32 protein-coding genes and 1 tRNA gene are annotated in these 18,562 nt (G+C 39.3%); 12 read left to right on the top strand and 21 right to left on the bottom strand.

Translation table 11 applies throughout. The features are described 5' to 3' along the window. Window positions 1-2: 2 nt before the first annotated feature. The 6 genes from B9T27_RS09000 to B9T27_RS09025 are packed head-to-tail and all read right to left on the bottom strand — an operon-like array spanning window position 3 to window position 5,384. Entirely contained in the window at window positions 3-698 is a 696-nt protein-coding gene (locus B9T27_RS09000) for a phage minor head protein (RefSeq protein WP_228146186.1), read from the bottom strand. Continuing rightward, window positions 667-2,079, bottom strand: coding sequence for a DUF1073 domain-containing protein (locus B9T27_RS09005; protein ID WP_086206495.1), 1,413 nt, complete (start codon window positions 2,077-2,079; stop codon window positions 667-669). The genes B9T27_RS09000 and B9T27_RS09005 overlap by 32 nt, the downstream gene beginning before the upstream one ends. Window positions 2,080-2,091: 12 nt before the next feature. Beyond that, complete coding sequence (locus B9T27_RS09010; protein ID WP_086206496.1) at window positions 2,092-3,750, bottom strand: terminase; 1,659 nt, start codon at window positions 3,748-3,750, stop codon at window positions 2,092-2,094. Then, window positions 3,747-4,247, bottom strand: a complete 501-nt coding sequence (locus B9T27_RS09015; RefSeq protein ID WP_086206497.1) for a DUF2280 domain-containing protein — start codon at window positions 4,245-4,247, stop codon at window positions 3,747-3,749. The genes B9T27_RS09010 and B9T27_RS09015 overlap by 4 nt, the downstream gene beginning before the upstream one ends. A gap of 59 nt (window positions 4,248-4,306) precedes the next feature. Beyond that, on the bottom strand, window positions 4,307-4,948 hold the full coding sequence (locus B9T27_RS09020) for a putative metallopeptidase (protein WP_086206498.1): 642 nt from the start codon (window positions 4,946-4,948) through the stop codon (window positions 4,307-4,309). Beyond that, window positions 4,908-5,384 carry a hypothetical protein gene (locus B9T27_RS09025; RefSeq protein WP_086206499.1) on the bottom strand — a complete coding sequence of 159 codons (477 nt, stop codon included), beginning with the start codon at window positions 5,382-5,384 and terminating at the stop codon, window positions 4,908-4,910. Before B9T27_RS09025 ends, B9T27_RS09020 begins: the two co-directional genes overlap by 41 nt. A 242-nt stretch (window positions 5,385-5,626) precedes the next feature. Between B9T27_RS09025 and B9T27_RS09030 the strand changes: the two genes are divergently transcribed. Then, entirely contained in the window at window positions 5,627-5,809 is a 183-nt protein-coding gene (locus tag B9T27_RS09030; RefSeq protein ID WP_074947584.1) for a hypothetical protein, read from the top strand. 106 nt (window positions 5,810-5,915) lie between these two features. Here the strand turns inward: B9T27_RS09030 and B9T27_RS14905 are convergent, their stop codons facing one another. From B9T27_RS14905 to B9T27_RS09090, 13 genes are all read right to left on the bottom strand, one after another. Continuing rightward, complete coding sequence (locus tag B9T27_RS14905) at window positions 5,916-6,089, bottom strand: hypothetical protein (RefSeq protein ID WP_171263372.1); 174 nt, start codon at window positions 6,087-6,089, stop codon at window positions 5,916-5,918. Window positions 6,090-6,101: 12 nt separating this feature from the next. Continuing rightward, the gene (locus tag B9T27_RS09035; RefSeq protein ID WP_228146187.1) at window positions 6,102-6,317 is read right to left on the bottom strand and encodes a hypothetical protein; all 216 of its coding nucleotides are present in this window, start codon (window positions 6,315-6,317) and stop codon (window positions 6,102-6,104) included. 347 nt (window positions 6,318-6,664) lie between these two features. Then, window positions 6,665-7,006 carry a hypothetical protein gene (locus B9T27_RS09040; RefSeq protein ID WP_086206500.1) on the bottom strand — a complete coding sequence of 114 codons (342 nt, stop codon included), beginning with the start codon at window positions 7,004-7,006 and terminating at the stop codon, window positions 6,665-6,667. A gap of 122 nt (window positions 7,007-7,128) precedes the next feature. After that, window positions 7,129-7,680 carry a hypothetical protein gene (locus tag B9T27_RS09045; RefSeq protein ID WP_086206501.1) on the bottom strand — a complete coding sequence of 184 codons (552 nt, stop codon included), beginning with the start codon at window positions 7,678-7,680 and terminating at the stop codon, window positions 7,129-7,131. A gap of 10 nt (window positions 7,681-7,690) precedes the next feature. After that, the gene (locus tag B9T27_RS09050) at window positions 7,691-8,095 is read right to left on the bottom strand and encodes a DUF1064 domain-containing protein (protein WP_086206502.1); all 405 of its coding nucleotides are present in this window, start codon (window positions 8,093-8,095) and stop codon (window positions 7,691-7,693) included. After that, the gene (locus B9T27_RS09055; protein ID WP_086206503.1) at window positions 8,073-8,270 is read right to left on the bottom strand and encodes a hypothetical protein; all 198 of its coding nucleotides are present in this window, start codon (window positions 8,268-8,270) and stop codon (window positions 8,073-8,075) included. The genes B9T27_RS09050 and B9T27_RS09055 overlap by 23 nt, the downstream gene beginning before the upstream one ends. Then, complete coding sequence (locus B9T27_RS09060; RefSeq protein WP_086206504.1) at window positions 8,267-8,572, bottom strand: hypothetical protein; 306 nt, start codon at window positions 8,570-8,572, stop codon at window positions 8,267-8,269. Before B9T27_RS09060 ends, B9T27_RS09055 begins: the two co-directional genes overlap by 4 nt. Further along, window positions 8,569-8,847: a hypothetical protein gene (locus B9T27_RS09065; protein WP_086206505.1), complete on the bottom strand. Its 279-nt coding sequence runs from the start codon at window positions 8,845-8,847 to the stop codon at window positions 8,569-8,571. Before B9T27_RS09065 ends, B9T27_RS09060 begins: the two co-directional genes overlap by 4 nt. Next, window positions 8,844-9,287, bottom strand: a complete 444-nt coding sequence (locus B9T27_RS09070; RefSeq protein ID WP_086206506.1) for a hypothetical protein — start codon at window positions 9,285-9,287, stop codon at window positions 8,844-8,846. The genes B9T27_RS09065 and B9T27_RS09070 overlap by 4 nt, the downstream gene beginning before the upstream one ends. After that, the gene (locus tag B9T27_RS09075) at window positions 9,284-10,039 is read right to left on the bottom strand and encodes an ATP-binding protein (RefSeq protein ID WP_086206507.1); all 756 of its coding nucleotides are present in this window, start codon (window positions 10,037-10,039) and stop codon (window positions 9,284-9,286) included. Before B9T27_RS09075 ends, B9T27_RS09070 begins: the two co-directional genes overlap by 4 nt. Further along, on the bottom strand, window positions 10,036-10,866 hold the full coding sequence (locus B9T27_RS09080; RefSeq protein WP_228146188.1) for a replication protein: 831 nt from the start codon (window positions 10,864-10,866) through the stop codon (window positions 10,036-10,038). Before B9T27_RS09080 ends, B9T27_RS09075 begins: the two co-directional genes overlap by 4 nt. 123 nt (window positions 10,867-10,989) lie before the next feature. Further along, the gene (locus tag B9T27_RS09085; RefSeq protein WP_086206509.1) at window positions 10,990-11,265 is read right to left on the bottom strand and encodes a hypothetical protein; all 276 of its coding nucleotides are present in this window, start codon (window positions 11,263-11,265) and stop codon (window positions 10,990-10,992) included. A gap of 8 nt (window positions 11,266-11,273) precedes the next feature. After that, window positions 11,274-11,492, bottom strand: coding sequence for a hypothetical protein (locus B9T27_RS09090; RefSeq protein ID WP_086206510.1), 219 nt, complete (start codon window positions 11,490-11,492; stop codon window positions 11,274-11,276). A gap of 135 nt (window positions 11,493-11,627) precedes the next feature. Here B9T27_RS09090 and B9T27_RS09095 point away from each other — a divergent pair, with 135 nt between their 5' ends. The 3 genes from B9T27_RS09095 to B9T27_RS09105 all read left to right on the top strand — a co-directional run bounded on the left by B9T27_RS09095 (window position 11,628) and on the right by B9T27_RS09105 (window position 13,053). Further along, complete coding sequence (locus B9T27_RS09095) at window positions 11,628-12,290, top strand: LexA family protein (RefSeq protein WP_086206511.1); 663 nt, start codon at window positions 11,628-11,630, stop codon at window positions 12,288-12,290. 106 nt (window positions 12,291-12,396) lie between these two features. Further along, entirely contained in the window at window positions 12,397-12,699 is a 303-nt protein-coding gene (locus B9T27_RS09100) for a hypothetical protein (RefSeq protein WP_086206512.1), read from the top strand. 75 nt (window positions 12,700-12,774) lie between these two features. Beyond that, entirely contained in the window at window positions 12,775-13,053 is a 279-nt protein-coding gene (locus B9T27_RS09105; protein WP_086206513.1) for a hypothetical protein, read from the top strand. Here the strand turns inward: B9T27_RS09105 and B9T27_RS09110 are convergent. Next, window positions 13,033-13,236 carry a hypothetical protein gene (locus B9T27_RS09110; protein WP_228146190.1) on the bottom strand — a complete coding sequence of 68 codons (204 nt, stop codon included), beginning with the start codon at window positions 13,234-13,236 and terminating at the stop codon, window positions 13,033-13,035. The two genes, B9T27_RS09105 and B9T27_RS09110, sit on opposite strands and share 21 nt — an antisense overlap. Window positions 13,237-13,427: 191 nt before the next feature. On the opposite strand from B9T27_RS09110, the gene B9T27_RS09115 reads away from it, so the two are divergent. The 7 genes from B9T27_RS09115 to B9T27_RS09145 all read left to right on the top strand — a co-directional run bounded on the left by B9T27_RS09115 (window position 13,428) and on the right by B9T27_RS09145 (window position 16,818). Beyond that, complete coding sequence (locus B9T27_RS09115) at window positions 13,428-13,655, top strand: hypothetical protein (RefSeq protein WP_086206514.1); 228 nt, start codon at window positions 13,428-13,430, stop codon at window positions 13,653-13,655. After that, the gene (locus B9T27_RS09120) at window positions 13,652-14,194 is read left to right on the top strand and encodes a hypothetical protein (RefSeq protein ID WP_086206515.1); all 543 of its coding nucleotides are present in this window, start codon (window positions 13,652-13,654) and stop codon (window positions 14,192-14,194) included. The genes B9T27_RS09115 and B9T27_RS09120 overlap by 4 nt, the downstream gene beginning before the upstream one ends. An 11-nt stretch (window positions 14,195-14,205) precedes the next feature. Continuing rightward, window positions 14,206-15,282 carry an ATP-binding protein gene (locus tag B9T27_RS09125; RefSeq protein ID WP_086206516.1) on the top strand — a complete coding sequence of 359 codons (1,077 nt, stop codon included), beginning with the start codon at window positions 14,206-14,208 and terminating at the stop codon, window positions 15,280-15,282. A gap of 139 nt (window positions 15,283-15,421) precedes the next feature. After that, window positions 15,422-15,937 carry a hypothetical protein gene (locus tag B9T27_RS09130; protein ID WP_086206517.1) on the top strand — a complete coding sequence of 172 codons (516 nt, stop codon included), beginning with the start codon at window positions 15,422-15,424 and terminating at the stop codon, window positions 15,935-15,937. Beyond that, window positions 15,930-16,232 (top strand): hypothetical protein, encoded by a 303-nt coding sequence (locus B9T27_RS09135; RefSeq protein WP_086206518.1) that lies wholly within the window; start codon window positions 15,930-15,932, stop codon window positions 16,230-16,232. The genes B9T27_RS09130 and B9T27_RS09135 overlap by 8 nt, the downstream gene beginning before the upstream one ends. Beyond that, a complete protein-coding gene (locus B9T27_RS09140; protein WP_086206519.1) occupies window positions 16,229-16,600 on the top strand; it encodes a hypothetical protein in 372 nt (123 codons plus the stop codon). Before B9T27_RS09135 ends, B9T27_RS09140 begins: the two co-directional genes overlap by 4 nt. Beyond that, complete coding sequence (locus tag B9T27_RS09145; RefSeq protein WP_228146192.1) at window positions 16,597-16,818, top strand: helix-turn-helix domain-containing protein; 222 nt, start codon at window positions 16,597-16,599, stop codon at window positions 16,816-16,818. Before B9T27_RS09140 ends, B9T27_RS09145 begins: the two co-directional genes overlap by 4 nt. A gap of 130 nt (window positions 16,819-16,948) precedes the next feature. Here B9T27_RS09145 and B9T27_RS09150 read toward each other — a convergent pair. Then, window positions 16,949-17,025, bottom strand: a tRNA-Ile gene (locus B9T27_RS09150). Between the two features lie 157 nt (window positions 17,026-17,182). Here B9T27_RS09150 and B9T27_RS09155 point away from each other — a divergent pair. After that, window positions 17,183-18,433, top strand: a complete 1,251-nt coding sequence (locus B9T27_RS09155; protein WP_086206593.1) for a tyrosine-type recombinase/integrase — start codon at window positions 17,183-17,185, stop codon at window positions 18,431-18,433. The last annotated feature ends 129 nt before the right edge of the window (window positions 18,434-18,562 follow it).

Genomic DNA, 18,562 nt, shown 5'->3' on the forward strand with positions numbered 1-18,562 from the left:
GGTCAATCCTCAGGAATAACTGGTTCTGGATAACAGCGACAATTCCAAATACAACCGGCATGAGCACGTGTACCTGATCTCTCATCGGCGATTGGTGGTTCACTCCATTTAAAGAACTGACCGTTCAATTTTTTATGCTCATCACGTACATCGCTATCTTCGGAACTTCGCCAAATATAACCATCACTGCCTAAGTCCTTTGCACGTGCTTCAGTGAATGCTGTAGTCGCTCTGGATATCTCTGTGCGCGCAATGGTATTAGCTCTAGCCTTAGTGACTCCACCAATAGCCATAATCAGACCTGATATCTCATCAGCTCGACCGCCTTCAATGACGGCGCGTGTAGCTAGATCATGAACTCGTTGAGCAGCATTAAGAGGAAGCGACTTAATCAATCCAACTTGATCAGCAAGAAGTTTTTGCATAACCGCACCAACATCAGTGTTCCTGATTTGATGCTTCACGCCAATAGACATATCCGTTGCATAAATCAGCCATGTCTTTTCATCACGTAAAGCCACATCCATCAAAATACGAGAAGATGCATTCACAGCCCATACATCGAGTGATTCAGCATATTTCCTTAAAGCAGTCACAATCGATGGATAAACCGTTTCATCTGTTACATCAAAACCCTTAATAATTGAATCGATATAACCAGATATTTTACGCAGCTGCTGTCCGTACTTCTTCTCCACCTTTCTTGCTCGGTTCGGTGTGTGGCGGATTCTCTCCATCGTCATAATTCTCTCGAGGTTTCGGCACTTCATCATCAGCGGCCTCAATATCTGCATCTGTGATATTTGAATAAATACCTGTGATTTCACTCGACTGGCGGAGTTCTTTCATTGCCGCTTGGGTACTAATCAATCCTTGCTCTTCCGCCTTGCAAACAGCATCGGTAACTTTGGTCGCAATATCAGCTTTCTGAACATCGTCAATTTGCCACAATGATGCAAAATCAAATGTGAATGAATTAGGCAACGGCTTACCAAGCGTGGACAACGAGACAATTCGCAAAAGCTTGCCAAGTCCTGTGCGCATACGGCGTTCTTGTTGCTGATTGATATTGTCGTAATAGTTGCTTAGATCAGATTCACCTGTTGCATTCATACCAGATGGGGATTGACCAAATAAGCGCACCAGTGGAATTTGTGAAGCGCCTGATAGCTGTTGCCCAAACTGCAGTAGCACAGCATCAAGTCCTGCAAAGCTATATGTATGTGTTTGAAACTCATCCTCGGAATCCATAAGGGTCATACCCTCATTGGACTGCCATAATCGGATATGTTCAATCTGCTTTACTAGGCCCTCAAGTGCTTTACCACCTGCCGCAATAATTGAACGTAAGCCTTTAACCTTGTACGTGCGTAAGTGCGCTTTATAAACCAATTGAGCAATACCGGTCGTCGTACTATCAAATGCAATTAAACGATCAAGCAGACGCTCAATAACCGACTGCCCCCATAGGTTTTCAGCAACACGTTGCCAATAAGGTAGATCCACACCATCAAATCGAATGACACGTGAATAATGAATACGTTGATTAGATAAGCCCAATGAGTCAGCAATCACATCGTAGTATTTCGGCTTACCAAAGTCTGGGCCATACTCGCTGACCAGATCTTGCAATGTAGGTTGCACAAGCCAGCGATCCAAGACCATAAGGCCTTTAAATGAATCTTTGCCCACTGAGTCAATATTTAACGGCGTACTGACATTTTGACCATCAATCAGCATGACAGCGATAGCACCACCATAGAGGCGACCCCATTTAATTACATTGGTAATCTCATTCCAGATTTCCAGCTCATCCAATTTCGACTGAATCAACTCTGCATCTTTAGGGTCTTCCAATCCTCGAATATTAATCCCTTCACGGGTCATATCCTCAGCTACCACATCAACCACTTGACCAACGATCCAAGATGATCGATACATTGCTTCAAGCTTTAAACGGTCACGGCTCAGGAAATCGAAAGCATAACTAGATTGATCGTTTTGACTTCCTGCACCCAAGCCGAGTCGCGCAGCAAAGTTTTGAAAACCATCTGCGGTAAAAATATTTGAAAATTTCATTTTTTATCTCGGTTAGAGCTTATCCCATATCGCCATATCGGAAATTGCCGGGTTAAAGCAGATCATCACGCTATCAGCACGGTTAGGAGATACAGCACCATCAGGTTGCTTATTGACTAAGATTTTTCCGACACCATTTTTCATATAGGTTGGTTGGGACAACTCCATCACCAACTGGTCAAACTCATTCTTATTAATATGCTCACTAGATAGTGAAATTAGATTGTCGGAGTCATACTCCATGCCTTTTAAAGCACGATAAGTATTTTGGAATCTCATGCGTAAAGCCCACCATGATTGAGCCTTCAGGTTGGCAAAGAAGTCTTTATTTTTACGCTTCTCTACCATTTCACCTTCAGGATCATGCACGGCGGCTGAGCCACGGAACGGTTCAACAGTAATTTCAGTACCACCAATTTCACGTTGCTGTTCATTGATCACACGCGCATCACCACGGACGCCAGCACCTAAGCCATCGGCATCGTAATAAAATAAGCCGTAGTCTTTATCTATGCAGACATCCATAGTCTTTTGCGTAGTACCAAAGATGTCATCACCTTTACCAGACCATGACTCTAAGTACTCCAAAATAATGCCATGACGGCCTGCGAATGAGTTCTTATCTCTACCCTCATCTGCAACGTCTAGTGCACCAATACGATCACCAGTGGCCTCAATATTCAGTTTCTTGTGTGAATCAATAGCAGCTTGAACCCATGTAGAGGGGATCAGCACCCCTTCAACCGAAGCGGCATAGTTAATATCGACCTCTTGAGCCAATACCACTTCGTCTAAAGTGGCCAACTGTTTTTCATACCATGGGTAAATTAGCTTGCCACGTAAATCAACCTGCCAATTCTTATCAGGGTTAGCACGCCACGGCATCGTGAATACTGAGTAACGACCGCTAAAACGATCACGATGAAAACGATCACCGATACCGTTTGGTGTAGATCCTTTGATATGTACGTTAGTATTTTGAGAAATTGCAGCATCTACAGCTTCTTGGCGCTCAACAAATGCCCACTCATCCAAAAAGTACATTGAGGTACGACCACCACGACCAATGTTGTCACCCGCCTCACCTGTGATAGTTGCGCCATTATCAGGATTGACGATACGCATGTAGTTATCATGGTCACGCTGATTGAAGTTTTTAGGCTTCATCCAATCGGGCATCTTGCTGAACATATCTCGAAACTTATGTAATAGCGTTTTAGGATCGCCACGCTTATCTACAAGTTCCTCTTTACGACTACCGACACCACCTGCAAAGCCTTCAATGTATAACCATCGATGCAAGTAAAAACCCAATACAACGTAACTCATGCCCTCATCGCGTGACTTCTCAATCAAGCCATGAGTTTGTGTACCTTCACGTTCAAGTAGCCAATCAACCAGTTCAACTTGCTTGGGCCGTAATACAAAAGGAATATTGGCAGGCAACCCAAATGCCATACCGCGCGGATCGTATGTCCATATCCAGTGATTAAACCAATGCACTGGATCTTTACTGCATTTATAGATTTCAGCTTGTTTACTTAATTCACTTTGCTCTATCACAGCTTTGTAGTAGTAACGCCTCGTCATCTCAGCAATGACTTCAGGTAGACGTGTATTAATCGTCCACTCTTTAATTAGTGGCGCTATTTCTTCCAATGCATAAGTCATAGCTTTCCATTAATCGCTAAACGTGAAAGTTCCTGTGGTGTTAATTTTGCTAGTTCATCTGGGCTATATGCAGGCTGTGCGGTTTTTTGTTCATTCTCAGTTTTAATTGCACCACCATTGGCACCAGTAACCTCTTGCCGAGTAACACGCCCATCAGTTTCTTGAAATGCTTGTTTGAGTAGATTTTGCTTTACTCTTTTATTACGACCAGCATCTTCATACATACTCTGAAGCTCACGTAGACGAAATGCCTTATTTGCTATCGCAATATCCTCAACATTCTCTCGAAAATCTTTGCGGGTGCGGTTAAATAAATCTTTTAATTTCTTGCTGAGATTACGACCTGAGTATTTGGTTGGGTCGTATACTTGACACTGACTGCGACTAACTTCAATGCCGTATTCTTGCTTGACAGCATCTGCCACCTGTTGAGGGGTTTCAAAGCAAGCAAGAGACTGAACTATAAAGATTTTTACAGGCTCTTTAAGTGCCGCCATAAACTCACCTCTGTACAGCTACGTACAGCAAGACAGGCAAAAAAAAAGAGCCACTCGGCTCAATTAATCACACAGTTCCCACAACACGCTGAAATATTAGTTTCTGAAACAAACGGTGCATTCTTCGCAATTTCTAAAAGCCGTTTGACTGACTCGTCAGCACCCCATCGTTTTGTCTCACCGAAGAATACTTCGACATCATGTCCAGCTAAGTAATGTTTAGGCAGACCAGTGTTATCGCTATAGATCGCTTCACCATCTTCATCACGCTCTACACCAATGTGATATAGCTCATGCTCAATGAGTCGGCAGAATTCACGGTCAGTCGTATTCTCACAGTAACTGGCATCAATCGTAATCAAATAAACTGGTACACAACCAAACCAATCACGCATCTGTTGCTCTTGCCGTGCCTTCTTCCATCCGCCCTGGTTAAACATCACTTTTTCACATTGGCCCAATACCATGCGCTTTTTAGCCATACATGCAGATGATGCCCAAGCAAATGCTAAAAAGGTTTCATCGTCATGTAAAAGCTCAGCAATGTGATCATGATCAGGGTTATGAAGTTCGCCACCAATGGTTAACCAATTCTTAATCACCCAATCTTTTAGATCTACAGCGGGTGCAAGCAGAATTGCCTCTTGCTCTTCTGCTCGATCAATCAGTTCTGTCGGTGGGAATGGTCTGATCTGCTCCATTGAATATATGTCTCTTTAAATTCTTCAGCCACTGGCTTGCCCGATAAAAATCAATCTGTAATGGGCCTGATTCTTGAATCCTGTAGCGTTCCGCAGACTCTAATCGAACTACAGTAAAGCCCATTGCTTCGGCATCATCGTAACGATCCAGACTCCAAGCCTTATTTTTAAGTTTGCCACCGCGTCCACCAGACCAAGGTCCGCCCGAAATCTCAACCAAAATTCGGTGTTCAATTAAATGGAAATCAAAACGCCAATGTTTTGTAGATTTAAACTGGAATTTCTTTTCATATCTAATTTCAAGAACAATAAGTGATTGTTCAAAATCTTCTTCAGCTTCTAAGTATTTTTCTTTAGCCTTGGGTAATGGTTTGGTGCGCGGTTTAGTTTTGAGTGGGCATTTCTTTGTTTTCCAGAAATATTCTTTTTCGTCCATATACACTCCTTGTATCAGCAAGGTATCGAGAAGATATAAATTAAATACCTTGACTATTTAAATAGTGATATAGATCAATCTGGCGATGAGTTTATTATAAAAACCTTTGAAATATAAATAAGATATAAATATTTAAATCCTACATATATCTACACTTGCCTCTCTAAATCATCTCACTGTAAGTGCTTCCACTATGTCACTCTTACTAGGTCGAATCTTCGACAACCAAAATTGAGAAAATTATGTTAGTTAATACAAATACCGCTCAAAAAGCTTCTTTTAATCAATTTTCAAATAACGCAACCCAAAACAAACCTGCATCAAATGACCAAGCGCAAAAGCCTGCTCAAGACAAACCTAATCAAAATGAAACAGCTCCCACTAAAGAGCAGCATGATAAAAAAGAAAATACTGATAAAAAATAAATCATAGCTCAATATTTTGATTAGTAAGAAAAGCCTATCTATTTGATGGGCTTTTTTTTTATTTAACATGCCAGCTATATCATGCATCACTGTAAACCATCTAGCATCATGCATGCAGAACCGTACGCAAATTCTTAATCTGTTCTTTTAAGCGAATCATAATATTGTCCATAGCGACCAGTTCACTATGTCTTAAACCCGTTCGACTTAAATTTTGATACTTAATCAGTTCATCACAACAGAACTGCAAATCTTTTTTAGCTTGTACACGATCTGTCATGATAAATATTCCTTATTTGAATTTTCCCAATCGACGCGCATTTAAACGGCGTTTCTTTTGGCTTAAACGATTTGGTTTAGATTTATATTTATTTGGCTGATTTAAGCGCATAACTTGAAATAAAGCATTTAAGCTATTGGTCGCTCGATCCATCCCATCTGCAAATACTGCACTCATACCCAAAAATGCTGTAATAGCACCTAATAAACCACGACGATTCATTCGCATATTCACCACCAATAAGAAAAGAAAAACCCCTCAACATCTAGAATGCGAGGGGTCTTTATGTGCCGTAATGCGCCCAGCTAATTAGAGAACCACTTAATCATCTTTACCGCATTTACGGCATTCTTGTGTATATCCATGCTCATGATCGTAATCAAACTCATAAGCATGAAAGCAGAATAATTTACGTAAAAAATAAAGCATAGTTTTCTCCATGCAAAAAAAAGCCCGATCAATGACCGAGCTTTCGTTGGCATATCTGGTGGCGGCATTCAATTTAAACCACTACGAATAAAAGAAAACCGCCATTAAAAAAGCCCATCTTTTGATGAGCTTTTTAAGAATTTATTCTATTTAGAGATCATGTAACAAACATTCATTGAACCTTGTACTTGTTTATAACAATCCCATTGACCTTTTTTGTATTTTTTAGACAAAAGCGCATTTTCAGGAGTTGTACCTAGGTAAGGTTGACAACTCTGACCACAAGTTGTTGATTGCTCTATTAGAAACTCTTTTTTATCAAATTCTAAATAAATAAACCCGCCACCAGAACTCACACCCTTTTGGATTGAGCATCCTTGAGCTTTTTTCTCATCAAGCACGAAACACTTGCCCGAGTAATCTGTAATTTTATAAGCAAAACTTGATGTGGGTAGCAGAATAAGAGCTATCGGTAAAATCCATTTCATTTCTTAAACATCCTAACAAAGCAAAACCCCGCAATTAGCGAGGTTTTTAAATATCAGTTGGTCAAACTGTAATACGACCAGTATAGTAAAACTATAGCTTACTCAGTAAAATTTTACTAGCTTTATATTTTTGCGTCTCTATATGTATTTTTACGGTATTTTTCAATAGCTTTTGAAGCACAACCAATTGATGACTCAAGTGCCAAAACCAAGAGTTTCTCGTATTGCTTCCATGTGCAGTCATAAGCTTTTAATGTCATCTGCCATGACCGAATTCCTGCATAATATAATCGACCCTGCTTTGTGAAATTATCCTCAAGTTCAGGATTTAAAGAAAAATCAATAACCATTCTGGCAATCAAATCAGCAAGCTCTTTGATTTTAATTTTCTCTGGCTCACGCTTCCCATCAAGTCCAGCATTGGTATTAAATATTGCGGCTAAATGCGCCTGAATATACCGATAATCAATTTCAGATTTTTCCCCAAAAACAATAACCGATGTAATAGACTTTTCCAATTGAGTATCCATTGAAGCAATAGCACCCAAACGATCTTGATAATCCAATGGCTTCTCCCCAGTACTGTGAGACTCTTGACCAAAAATAGGCGACTGCGCTGTAATGCCATGAGTCAACCATTCAAACTGTTCAAATTTTTCTGCTACTGCATTCATAAAAAATCCCTCAAACTTCTTTAATGTCTATGTCATGTACTGTTTTCATCAAGTGTTTCTTGTTTCTAAAACTTGCCAACTTTCTCGTTACTGCTGACTTCACATCTTCAACGATCAACTTGTCATCCTTGAGGTATGTAAAATCTGCAAAATATCTCAATGCAGGCTTAGCCCTCTTTTCCCCTGCAATTTTCACCTTAGGTGCAAGCTCAAATTTGACCTGACACTTTAAATCTTGAATTTCACCTCTCTGCTGCATCGCTGTAAGCTCGATATAGCGTTTGTACTCCTTTTGGCTATCGAACTTCATTCCATCTTTTTCAATCTTCACAGCGTTGTACTTATTTGGTTTAGAGGCAGTCTTCCGACCACCTCCAAATTGTTTGTGATATTTAGCGAGGGAAATTGAGGTCATTTACTCTCTCTAATAAAATTTTATTTTCTTCACGACAGCATGAGAGTTGGTTTTGAAGATCATCAATCTCAGCCTGTCGGGATTGCCGACCACCATCAAAAGCTATGCGGCAACAATTAGCATGACGGATAACATTCAGACCTATTGTGCTCATCCATTTATCAAATTCACTCATCGCTCAATCCCCTCAGTCAAAGGGCTAATGTGGTTACGAATGTCGGTGCAATGGTCGGTGAAATGGGAGAGATTGTCGGTGTTAAGGGTGCCTTCATTTGTGGGGGTACCATGTTCAGCAATGGCAGCGCGGAGGTCATCAATCACTATGCAGTCCTCATAATGATCAATTGAATACCCATCCTGAATATCCCCACAAAACATATACTCTTGATCTTCAGTGTCGTATGCAAAAGCAAGCTCAGGCGCACCCTCAACAATCGCCCGACACTTCTCCAACCCCAATTCTTCGATTAAGTTCATGCTGAAGCTCCAAATAATTGTTTTGCTTTGTCCGTAGCTTTAAGGCTCACAGGTTTTTTGCTATTCGTTTCTAAGTACCCCTCAGTAATCAACTGACGTACAAAAGCTCCACTGGCAGAACTACTAATGCCGATCCATCCCTGAACCTCATTCATGCTTGTACGACCACGTTTATTTATGATGTTCTTCAATACAATGATCATGCGTTCGCCTTGTTTCACAGCATGCTTGGAAGTGAAGCAATCCACAGTTTGATTATCTTTTGGATGTTTCATGCTGCACCTTCCATTAATACTTCTAGGGCCATCCCCCCTAAACAATCAACCTCAGAAAAACCTTCTTTGGTTCGAGAAAACTGAGGTAGAGAGGTAAAACCTTTACCACGAACAATTTCAAATTTAGATGCTGCCTCAAAAGCCTCGTCATAGATTTTTTGGGTTAAAGGGATGCTTGAAAATTTAAAACTCCAAGTTCCACCTTTCCGATATTGACTCAAGGCAATTAAGCCTTTGGTCTCTAATTTTTTAGCTAAACGAAGTCTTTTTGATGGGCATTCAAATGGAACATTACAGAGGCCGTAATTACTCAATCGAATTTGATAATCTGCGCACTTTTTCCCACCCATAAGATGAAAATCAAATTCAGCACGATCTATTAATCGGTGGGCCGCAATCGCACACATTCCGCGTAATAGTTTTAATTCTTGATCCTTCACACCCCACCCCCTAAACGCTGATCAACCCAATTACACTCAATCGTTGTTAATCCACCTTGCTGAAACCGAGACCACAACCGATCCCCTAAATCATCCTTGAGCTGTTTTAACGTGAAATTAGAAATCAGCATCGTCGGCTTCATCGCGTCATAACGTGCATATAAAACTTTGTGAACCAACTCCAAACGCTTATCACGGTCATGTAAGCCGTACTCATCCAGAATCAATAAATCGTATTGAGTAAATTCATAAATCACTGATTGTTCACTTGAACCTTTGGTGTCTTTATCCCAAGCATTCATGATCTTTTGAGCCATTTCTTCACTGGTGATATAGCGTGCGTACATACCCTTATTCAGCAATGTGCGAGCCGTAGCACAACTCAAATGGGTTTTGCCTGTACCAGTCTTCCCTGTCATCACTAGATTGCATTTCAAACCGTTTAGCATCGACTTAGCGAACTCAACACTTTTGCTCAATGCATTGGCTTGACCAGATAGGTTTGGATTTACGGTGTAATTCTTAAAACCTGAATGGGTATGACGGTCTGGAATCATCGCACCAGCAAAATGCAATTCACTGACCATTTTTTTGACTTGCTTGTGGTGTTCACGGTTATTTTGATTCACAAGTTCTTTGGCGCATTCAGGACAAACTTGATTAGGCCCTGCTTGAACTTTTTGAATATTGTGCTGTGAGCAATAGCCCTGCACTTTTTGAAGTCCGTTTGAAATCATCGCCATTGCGTTCATAGGAAACCCTCAGGTATTTCAACTGGTTTTACTTCGCCTTGAAACTGAGGAACGTTTTCCCAAGCATCGTTGACGTTGCGGTTAATTTGATTTTTTTGTTTTCCAGATGTGCTGCGATCCAATTGAAATTTCGATTCACGCTCAGCTTTCGCCAATTGCTTTTCAAACTCCTGAATCAACCAAGCGATGAACTTACGGTTTTTTTGGTTTTCAGTAAGATCAATTTTATTTTCCCAATGCGCATTAAAATTCCCAAGATGGAATTCATAGTTTTCCATCCCTAGTATTTCTTCTGCTCGTTGAGAGTGTCTGGTGGTTCTCAAGATTTGGATTAGCGTGTTTTGATTTGGACTCCAAGAATCATCCAAAATTTCAGGTGAATTTTCCTGTGTGTGTATTTCTTTAATATTTTCTTTAAGTGTTTCTTTATTAGTCCCCCCTTTGGTGGGGGTGGTGTACCCCTGTTCTATGGTGGTACTCCCCCCACCTTGCATGGGGGTACTACCGTTTGATGGGGGTACTCCCATTTCATGGTGCTGGTTGATGGTCGGTGTGTAGCTATTCAGATACCCTTTTTTGCGCTCAACAGTGATTAATTTGTATTGCTCAAGTTCACGAATAACCTTGGTCACTGTCTCTTCTTTTTTAATGCCACAGAACTTTTGAAACTGAGTGATTGCGATAGTATGTGATGTACGATCAAAGCCGACTGTGTGGCGTACAATGAGCATAAGACACTTGAATGCTTTATCGCTTAATTGCGCCATGATTTGGTCATCAACTAAAAGGTTCGGCATTCTTGTATAACCCTCTTCCTTTTTCGACATAACTTGTCGCTCTTTCTTTGGAAAATGAACCATTTCACCTTGAGGTATTGGTGGCTCATGTGCTAAATTTGATTTCATATTCAATGCTCTCAAGTTTTGAATTAAGAAGCCTGATGTACGAGATCAGGCTTTTTCTTTGTCTGAGTTAATGCGAATTCCTTCCGATCCCTCTGAATCCCACACCTCTGTACTTAAATCCCGTATCAACCCTGTTAATCCCAAGCGTTCAAAAGATTTAGCCTGTAAATTAAGGACATGCCACTCACCGACGATTTCTTTTTCAATCAGAAACGCTAAGTAAGAGGCAACATCTTTACCTTTTAATGAGGCAAGTGTTTTAGCTCGCTCATGAATTTCAGGAGACAAACGAACATGTGTAGATTTTTTATCAAGACTCATAATTTCCCCTATGCGGTTAATGTTTGAAATTCTTTTAATGATGGACAGAGTTCAATTGCTTTGAATTTCCCATCTGTTGCTTTTTCAGCACGCATTGCCACAAGTGCGGACATATTCCAACGACCTGAAAGATACCCACTAATGTTTGATTGACTAACAAGTAGTGTTTTAGCCGCTGGAACTTGACCTCCAAAATGATCTACAAGATCTTTGTATAAGGTTTGCATTAGCATTCTCTTATTTAAAATATAAGTAACACTCAAATAGTATTAGTATTCTAATATACAGTCAATAAGTATTCTTATTTGATTTCATATTAGTAGCCTAATATTATTAATTAGAACTAATGAAGGTGAGCAGATATGCTTAAAGACAGACTGAAGCTAGCAAGAAAAAATGCAAAAAAGTCACAACTTGATGTTGCTGAAGCTATAGGTATTACTCAATCTGCATATAGTCAATTAGAAACTGGACGCGTTGATTCTTCTTCTCACCTACCTTCAATCGCTAAATTCTTAGGAGTTGATGCTTATTGGTTGCAAACTGGCGAAGGCTCCAACACAAGCCAGCAAAGCAACTCTGGATTCACCAACGTAGCAATAAATGAAAGTCCTCTACGCAAAATCCCAATTTTAGATTTTGTTCAAGCAGGTCTTTTCTATGAGGCAGGCTATGATGGTATTAATCCTAAGGGTGAAACATATACAACCTATATAGGTTGTAAGCCTGAGAGTGTATTTTCACTCGAGGTTTCTGGATTAAGCATGAGTCCTGATTTTGCGCCTGGTGACAAGCTTGTAGTTGATTCAGCAAAAGAGCCATATCCTGGTTGTTATGTGATTGCTCAAAATGGTAGTCATGAGGCGACATTTAAAAAATATAGAGCTATTGGATATGACGAACATGGACGCGAGACTTTTGAGTTAATACCACTGAACCCAGACTTCCCTATCATGAATTCCACACAACAAGAAATTAGAGTTATCGGGGTTGTTGTGGAGCATTTAAGATCTTTTGGGAAATAAAATTATTATTAATTATAAAAAACTGCGAACCCAACGAAGCTTGCTAATCAAGTTATCAAAAATGCTGCACTGGATAATTAAAATTTCTTAAAGAAGAGAGAATATAATGATCGCAACACTTAATAAATCTAAAACAGCACTAACGATTAACCGTCAAGAATTTAAGTTGGCATTAGAAAAAATTGGCACAGCAATTGATAAACAAATAGTCTCGCTTAAAAAAGCCAAACAAAGCTATGACGCTGCGGAAATGGCACGGGAAGTTATTAACGAAGCAAATATCTTTGAAGCTATTATTGAAGGCTTTAATGAAGCAGAAGGCACCAATCTAAAGCTGGCTGACATAACTAATCTTGAGAAAGCGCAGGAATGGATAGATGAATTTTTAGAAAAGTATTCAGATATATAAATAACCCATTCATTTTTCTGGATAGATTAAATAACTGCGAACCCGACGCAGTACTTTGGATCGGGTGGAGATAAAATGGCGGCATACTCAATTACGTATGATTTACATAAGATTAAAAACTATACTCGACTTCAGGAAGGTATCGACGCTCTGTCGGGAATGATTTGGGTTAAACCAACCTTGTCTCAATTTATTGTAAAAACTACTTATACCTCATCACAGATAAGAGATTTTTTAAAATCTTATGTTGATCATGACGATACAATTTTTGTGGCTAAAATTGATCTAAATGATTGGGCTTCTTATAATGTTGAGCAAAAATTAGTTGATCCATTAAAAACCACTTTCTTTTAATTGATTATTTAGAGCTCCACCAACAACACCAATGCCTTTGTCAAAATTTTCTTGTTCTTTAAGAATGTAATCAAGATTGGCTTGGTTCGCCTCAACCTTGGTGTCTTCCATTAAGGTAAATCGACAACCCATGATGCTTACATAAGAACCTTTTGGGATAATCGCAATTTCTTTTTTACTCATAATAAACTCCATCCAACCCACCCTGCGTGGGTTTTCTTTTGCCTATTAAAACACAACCATTAAAATACTTATAAATAATATTAGTAAACTTATTGACTACTAATATTAGTGTGCTAATATTTATCTCGTACCCAATAAAAAGCCCTGACAACTTTCGATGGGAATCAGGGCTTCAAACTAGCGAGATGATTATGAATCAAAACCCTATCCAGAGTCAAACTGCGAGCTTTTCTAAAGTTCATAGTCAAACGACTCCACGCTTGTTCCAGCACCCTACACCTGCCAACACGGTGAAATATAAATCTAAGTCAGGTTTAGTCCTTGCTTCAATTATTGCCATTGCAGTTTGTGGTGGCGGTCTATTCAGTTGCACAGCGCATCAAAATGCTGTGGCGAAGATTGGGAGTGCTCAATCATGAATACTCAAACTCTTAAACAAACCCTCGCTCCTGCTCAAGTCTTTGAAGCTTTGGCAAGAGGTTTAAATATCGACTATGCAGAAGTTGAAACTAATGATTGGGAACCTTTAACCCCTCAAGCGCGTTTAGGCTTTGCAGACTTCTTCGGTGGCTTCATCAAATTCCGTTTCTCTCAAGGCTTAGATAACGGCATTCAACGTGATCTAAAAAGTATATCTGCAAATGCTTTCTCTGAATTTCTTAATTTAGATGGTGATGGCAATGAGCGTTACCGTGTTGGTAAAGATCGTCCTAGCTTTTATGTGCTTAAACCTGCGGGACGTAGTGGTACTAATTTAGATGGCTTCAATATCTATAAAGAATTTAACGGCAGTCTGACTCTTGTAGATAAAGCAACTGCACCGGAATGGCTCATCAAAGCATTACTGGTGGCTCGTAAAGCTAAGCGCAATTCTGAGTACAACCAAGCTTTAGAAAATGCTGGCCACTTTCACTCACCAGAATATAAGAAATGGTCTAAAAGCCATCGTGCAGTTTAAGGGGAATTATAATGTCTGTATTTTTTAAAAAAGCTGAACGTAAAAATGCCAAGTTACGCCTTGCTCTCGCTGGTCCTACTGGCTCAGGTAAAACTTTAGGTGCTCTACTGATTGCTAAAGGGATTGGTGGCAAAGTTGCTGTCGTTGATACCGAAAATAGTAGTGCTGAGTTATATGCTAACGTGATGGATTTTGACACTGCCAATATCCAACCGCCTTATTCCCCTAAGAAATTTATCGCTGCGATTCAAGCTGCAGAAAAAGCTGGTTATAACACGGTTATTTTAGACAGCATTACACACGAATGGTCAGGTGTCGGTGGTTGCCTTGAAATGGTTGATGCTTTAGGTAAGGGTAAATTTAAAGGTAATACTTGGGGTGCATGGAGTGAAGTTACTCCAGAGCATCGCAAATTTATTGATGCCATGCTGCATTCCAGTATCAATATTATTGTGACCATGCGCAGTAAAATGGATACGGTTCAAGTAGATGCAGGCGGTGGTAAAAAGAAAGTTGAAAAGCTTGGGCTTAAAGCTGAACAGCGTGATGGTATCGAATATGAATTCACGACTGTTTTAGATATTACCCATGGTGATTACTATGCCATCGCCACAAAAGACCGTACTGGCCTATTCCTGCAGCCTGAGCAAATCACTGAACAAACTGGCATCAAGCTCAATCAATGGCTTTCGTCAGGATCTGCAGATGCAGCGATCAATGGTAATCAATATTTAGAACTTGAAGCACTCATGACACAGGCAGGTGTAGATATTGAAAAGTATTGCATCAAGCGGAAATTAAACAGCCTTCAAGATGTACGCCAACAAGTCTTTGAAGAAACCTGCAGTAGCATTCGAAAAATCATTGATCGTAATACGCAGTCAAACCAAGAATCTGAACAACAGCTGCAGCAAGAACAAGATGCTCTTTTAGATGATGATTATCAAAAGGCACTGGCTGCAATTCAAAATGCACAGAATGAAAATGATCTGCAATACCCCGCTGGATATTTCAAAGGCAGTAAGTACGAACAAAATATTCTAAATGCATGTCAGGCAAAAATGGATATGGAAGGATGGGCAGCATGAAATTCCACTACTCCACCATCACCCGGACACTCAATGTGTTCGGGGAGAAAATGACCCACGTATTTTCCAATGTCAGTAGCGGTGAAATTGAAGCTCTGGTGATCGATGCAAAACTTAAAGAAGCGATTTGGAGAAAGTGATGGATATTAAAAAAGAAGTATCGCTTGAACAAAAACAAACCTTTTGGGCTGAACAATTGCCAAACTTTGAAGCTAAATATTGGCTCCCTGATCATTTCAGCTTTTTAGTGTTTGATATGGAACAAGGCAACTATGTTGTTAAAAATGACCTTGATCCAATCTATGAAGATGACGCAAATGAAATTTATCATCGCGTAAATACAGGTTGGGCGATGTGGAAAAAAGCTATTAATTTTTCAAAATCACAAGTGTCTGAAGGTTTTGTTTTGGTGCCAGCTGATCAGGTTAAAGATACGGAGCGATTAAATTTTTTACTTGATGACTCAAGATATGTTCGAACTGTAGTTGAGCGTGATATCGAAGATGAAGATTACAACAAAATTGGAAAGCATTTCATGTACGCGGAAGTGTATTGGATTGATGGCTGGGATTATCACGAAAGTACCTCATCAAACTCTATGCGTGGAGCAATCGATAAAGCCATGATTGAAGCACAGGAGCAAAGTCATGAGTGAAATTACATTTGATCAGACTGGTGACTTCGTGGCGGTTAATGCAGCTCGCGCTTGGTTAGAAAAACACGGTTATAGCTACGGCCCAATGTGCATGGATATGCCGATTGGGATTCTTAAAGGGAGTTGGGCTATTGCGAAATGGCGGAATCTGACAGCTAAAGAACGCAAACAATTAGATGGCCAGTTAATTTCAAAAGATTTTCGTGAAGGCCCTGTAATACTTCAACTGAAAGACCCTGCTACGGATGAGGAAATTAAGGCAGGCAACCGGATAAAACAAGGGGCAAAGTCATGATTGAGCAAGCATTTAAAATCAAACCAGTAGAATTACCTGATGACTTAAATAGCAACTGGTTTCATCCTGACATTGAGTCACACGACACTATTGATGATGGCGCTGAACATTACACCAAAGAACAATGGGAACAACTTCAAAAAAATCTTGGTGTCGAGATTATTTATAAAAATTATGAGTACGAAGATATACCTGTAATACCTGAAGATGATTGTGCTGACTGGTCAAAATGGAAACCAGAACCACCTAGGGAAGACTTATTTTTGATTGCTGCGTACGATACTGAAAATGGCCCTGTTTTATGGTGGGCTAAACCCAAAACAAATTTACCCGAAGAAGTGGTTAAAAGTTTGAAGGAGGTGTCATGATGGGGGCGTTAAAATTAAGACCTGAGGAAAAGCTTCAGCAGTTAATCGAATCTGGTGCTAGTTTGGTAAACACAATAGATGCAGCAACTATTCTTGGACTAAAACCAAATACACTTCGAGTTTGGGCTTCTCATGGTAAAGGTGATCTAAAACCAGTTATGACAGGAAATGGTGCAAAATGGCGTTTAACTGATATTAGAAATATTGTTGGTGCTTAAACAATCAATCCGACTCGTTTAGGTTTTTATGTGCTTACATGGATTGATTTTGATTGCTTACATAGTGCTTACATGAGATCAGGAATTAAAAAAGCACTTAGGTTTTATGCCCCTAAGTGCTTGATATATTTGGTGGGCCCACCGTGACTTGAACACGGGACCAACGGATTATGAGTCCGCTGCTCTAACCAACTGAGCTACAGGCCCTTTTAAAAGTTATTAACTATTTTTCAATAACTTGTGATGACTGCAATACTATCCAACTTTTTTGATTATATCAAGTTTTTTTTCGAGTAGACGCACAGTAGACCCCAAAAAGTAATGTGATATATTGTTAGGGATTGCAATAACAGCGATTCTAACTATGTCGAATACAAGAGTAAAGCTCACAAAGACATTTATTGACCAACTCGATTTAATACCTGCTATCTATCGTGATAGTGAGTTGATTGGTTTTGCTGTTCGTGTAAATGCAAGCTATAAAACTTATATTGTAGAAAAAAAGGTTAAAGGTAAATCAGTTCGGTCTACTATCGGTTTATATGGAAACCTCACCCTAGCGCAAGCGCGGGAACTGGCACGTAAACAATTGACCAGAATGACTCGAGGAGTAAATCCCAATGAAAGTACGCAAAAAGAAATTATAGATGAGAAAGTAAAGACAGAATTATTATGCAGTATCCCAACCCTATATGAAGCCTATCAAAACTATATCAAACATAAGACTTTAAAACCTCGCACAATACTTGATTACAATGTTGTAATGCATAAATATTTATGTGATTGGAAGGATATCAAGATGGATGAAATTTCCAGATCTATGGTCCAATCAATTCATACAAAATTATCCAAAGATAGTAAAGCGCAAGCCAATATGGCTATGCGTGTCTATCGTGCTATTTATAATTTCTCTGTTGAACATTATCTCGATGAAAACGATAAGCCAACTTTAGAGTCACATAATCCTGTTCTCACTTTAAATAATAAAAATGCTTGGAATAAAATAAAACGTCGTAAAACCTATATTAATGAGGATCAATTACCAGATTGGATTAGAGCTGTCTTTAATTATGATGATAGAGGTCAGCATTTAGAAACTAACCGAGATTTTTTACTTACGTTAATTTTGACTGGATTTAGACGCGATGAATGTGAGTCAATACCTTGGACAAGTATAGATTTAAAATATAAACGCATCACATCTATTGATCCTAAAAATGGGGAACCACATACATTACCTATGGGTGATTTTCTATTTGAATTAATGAAGAAACGACGAGCCAATGTACAGAGTGATTGGGTCTTCCCTTCTGCCAAGTCAGTTTCTGGACATATCACTAATATATCTAAAGTGCGTGGTAAAATTAATGCTTCATGTGGCGTGGCGTTTACATTCCATGACTTAAGAAGAACTTTTAGCTCCATTGCAGAAAACCTAGATTATGAGCGATACACAATTAAGCGACTACTAAACCATAAGGAAAAAGATGATTACGATGTAACTTCGAGCTACATTCAAGTCAGCGACAAGACGTTACGTGAAGCTATGAATGCTATTGAGAATATTATTTTAGGTCCATATAAGCCTGAATATACTGTAATATTTCAAAAATGATAATTGATTAAAAAAGTATTTTTCATGAGATTATATTAAGTAAATTTCAGGAAAATTTAAATTTAAAACATGGCTTTACGTCTACTTATAACACAATAAAATTTTTATATTTTCAATAGAACCATAATA

Source organism: Acinetobacter sp. ANC 4648 (genome assembly GCF_002135345.1).
In the GTDB taxonomy this organism is placed as follows: Bacteria; Pseudomonadota; Gammaproteobacteria; order Pseudomonadales; family Moraxellaceae; genus Acinetobacter.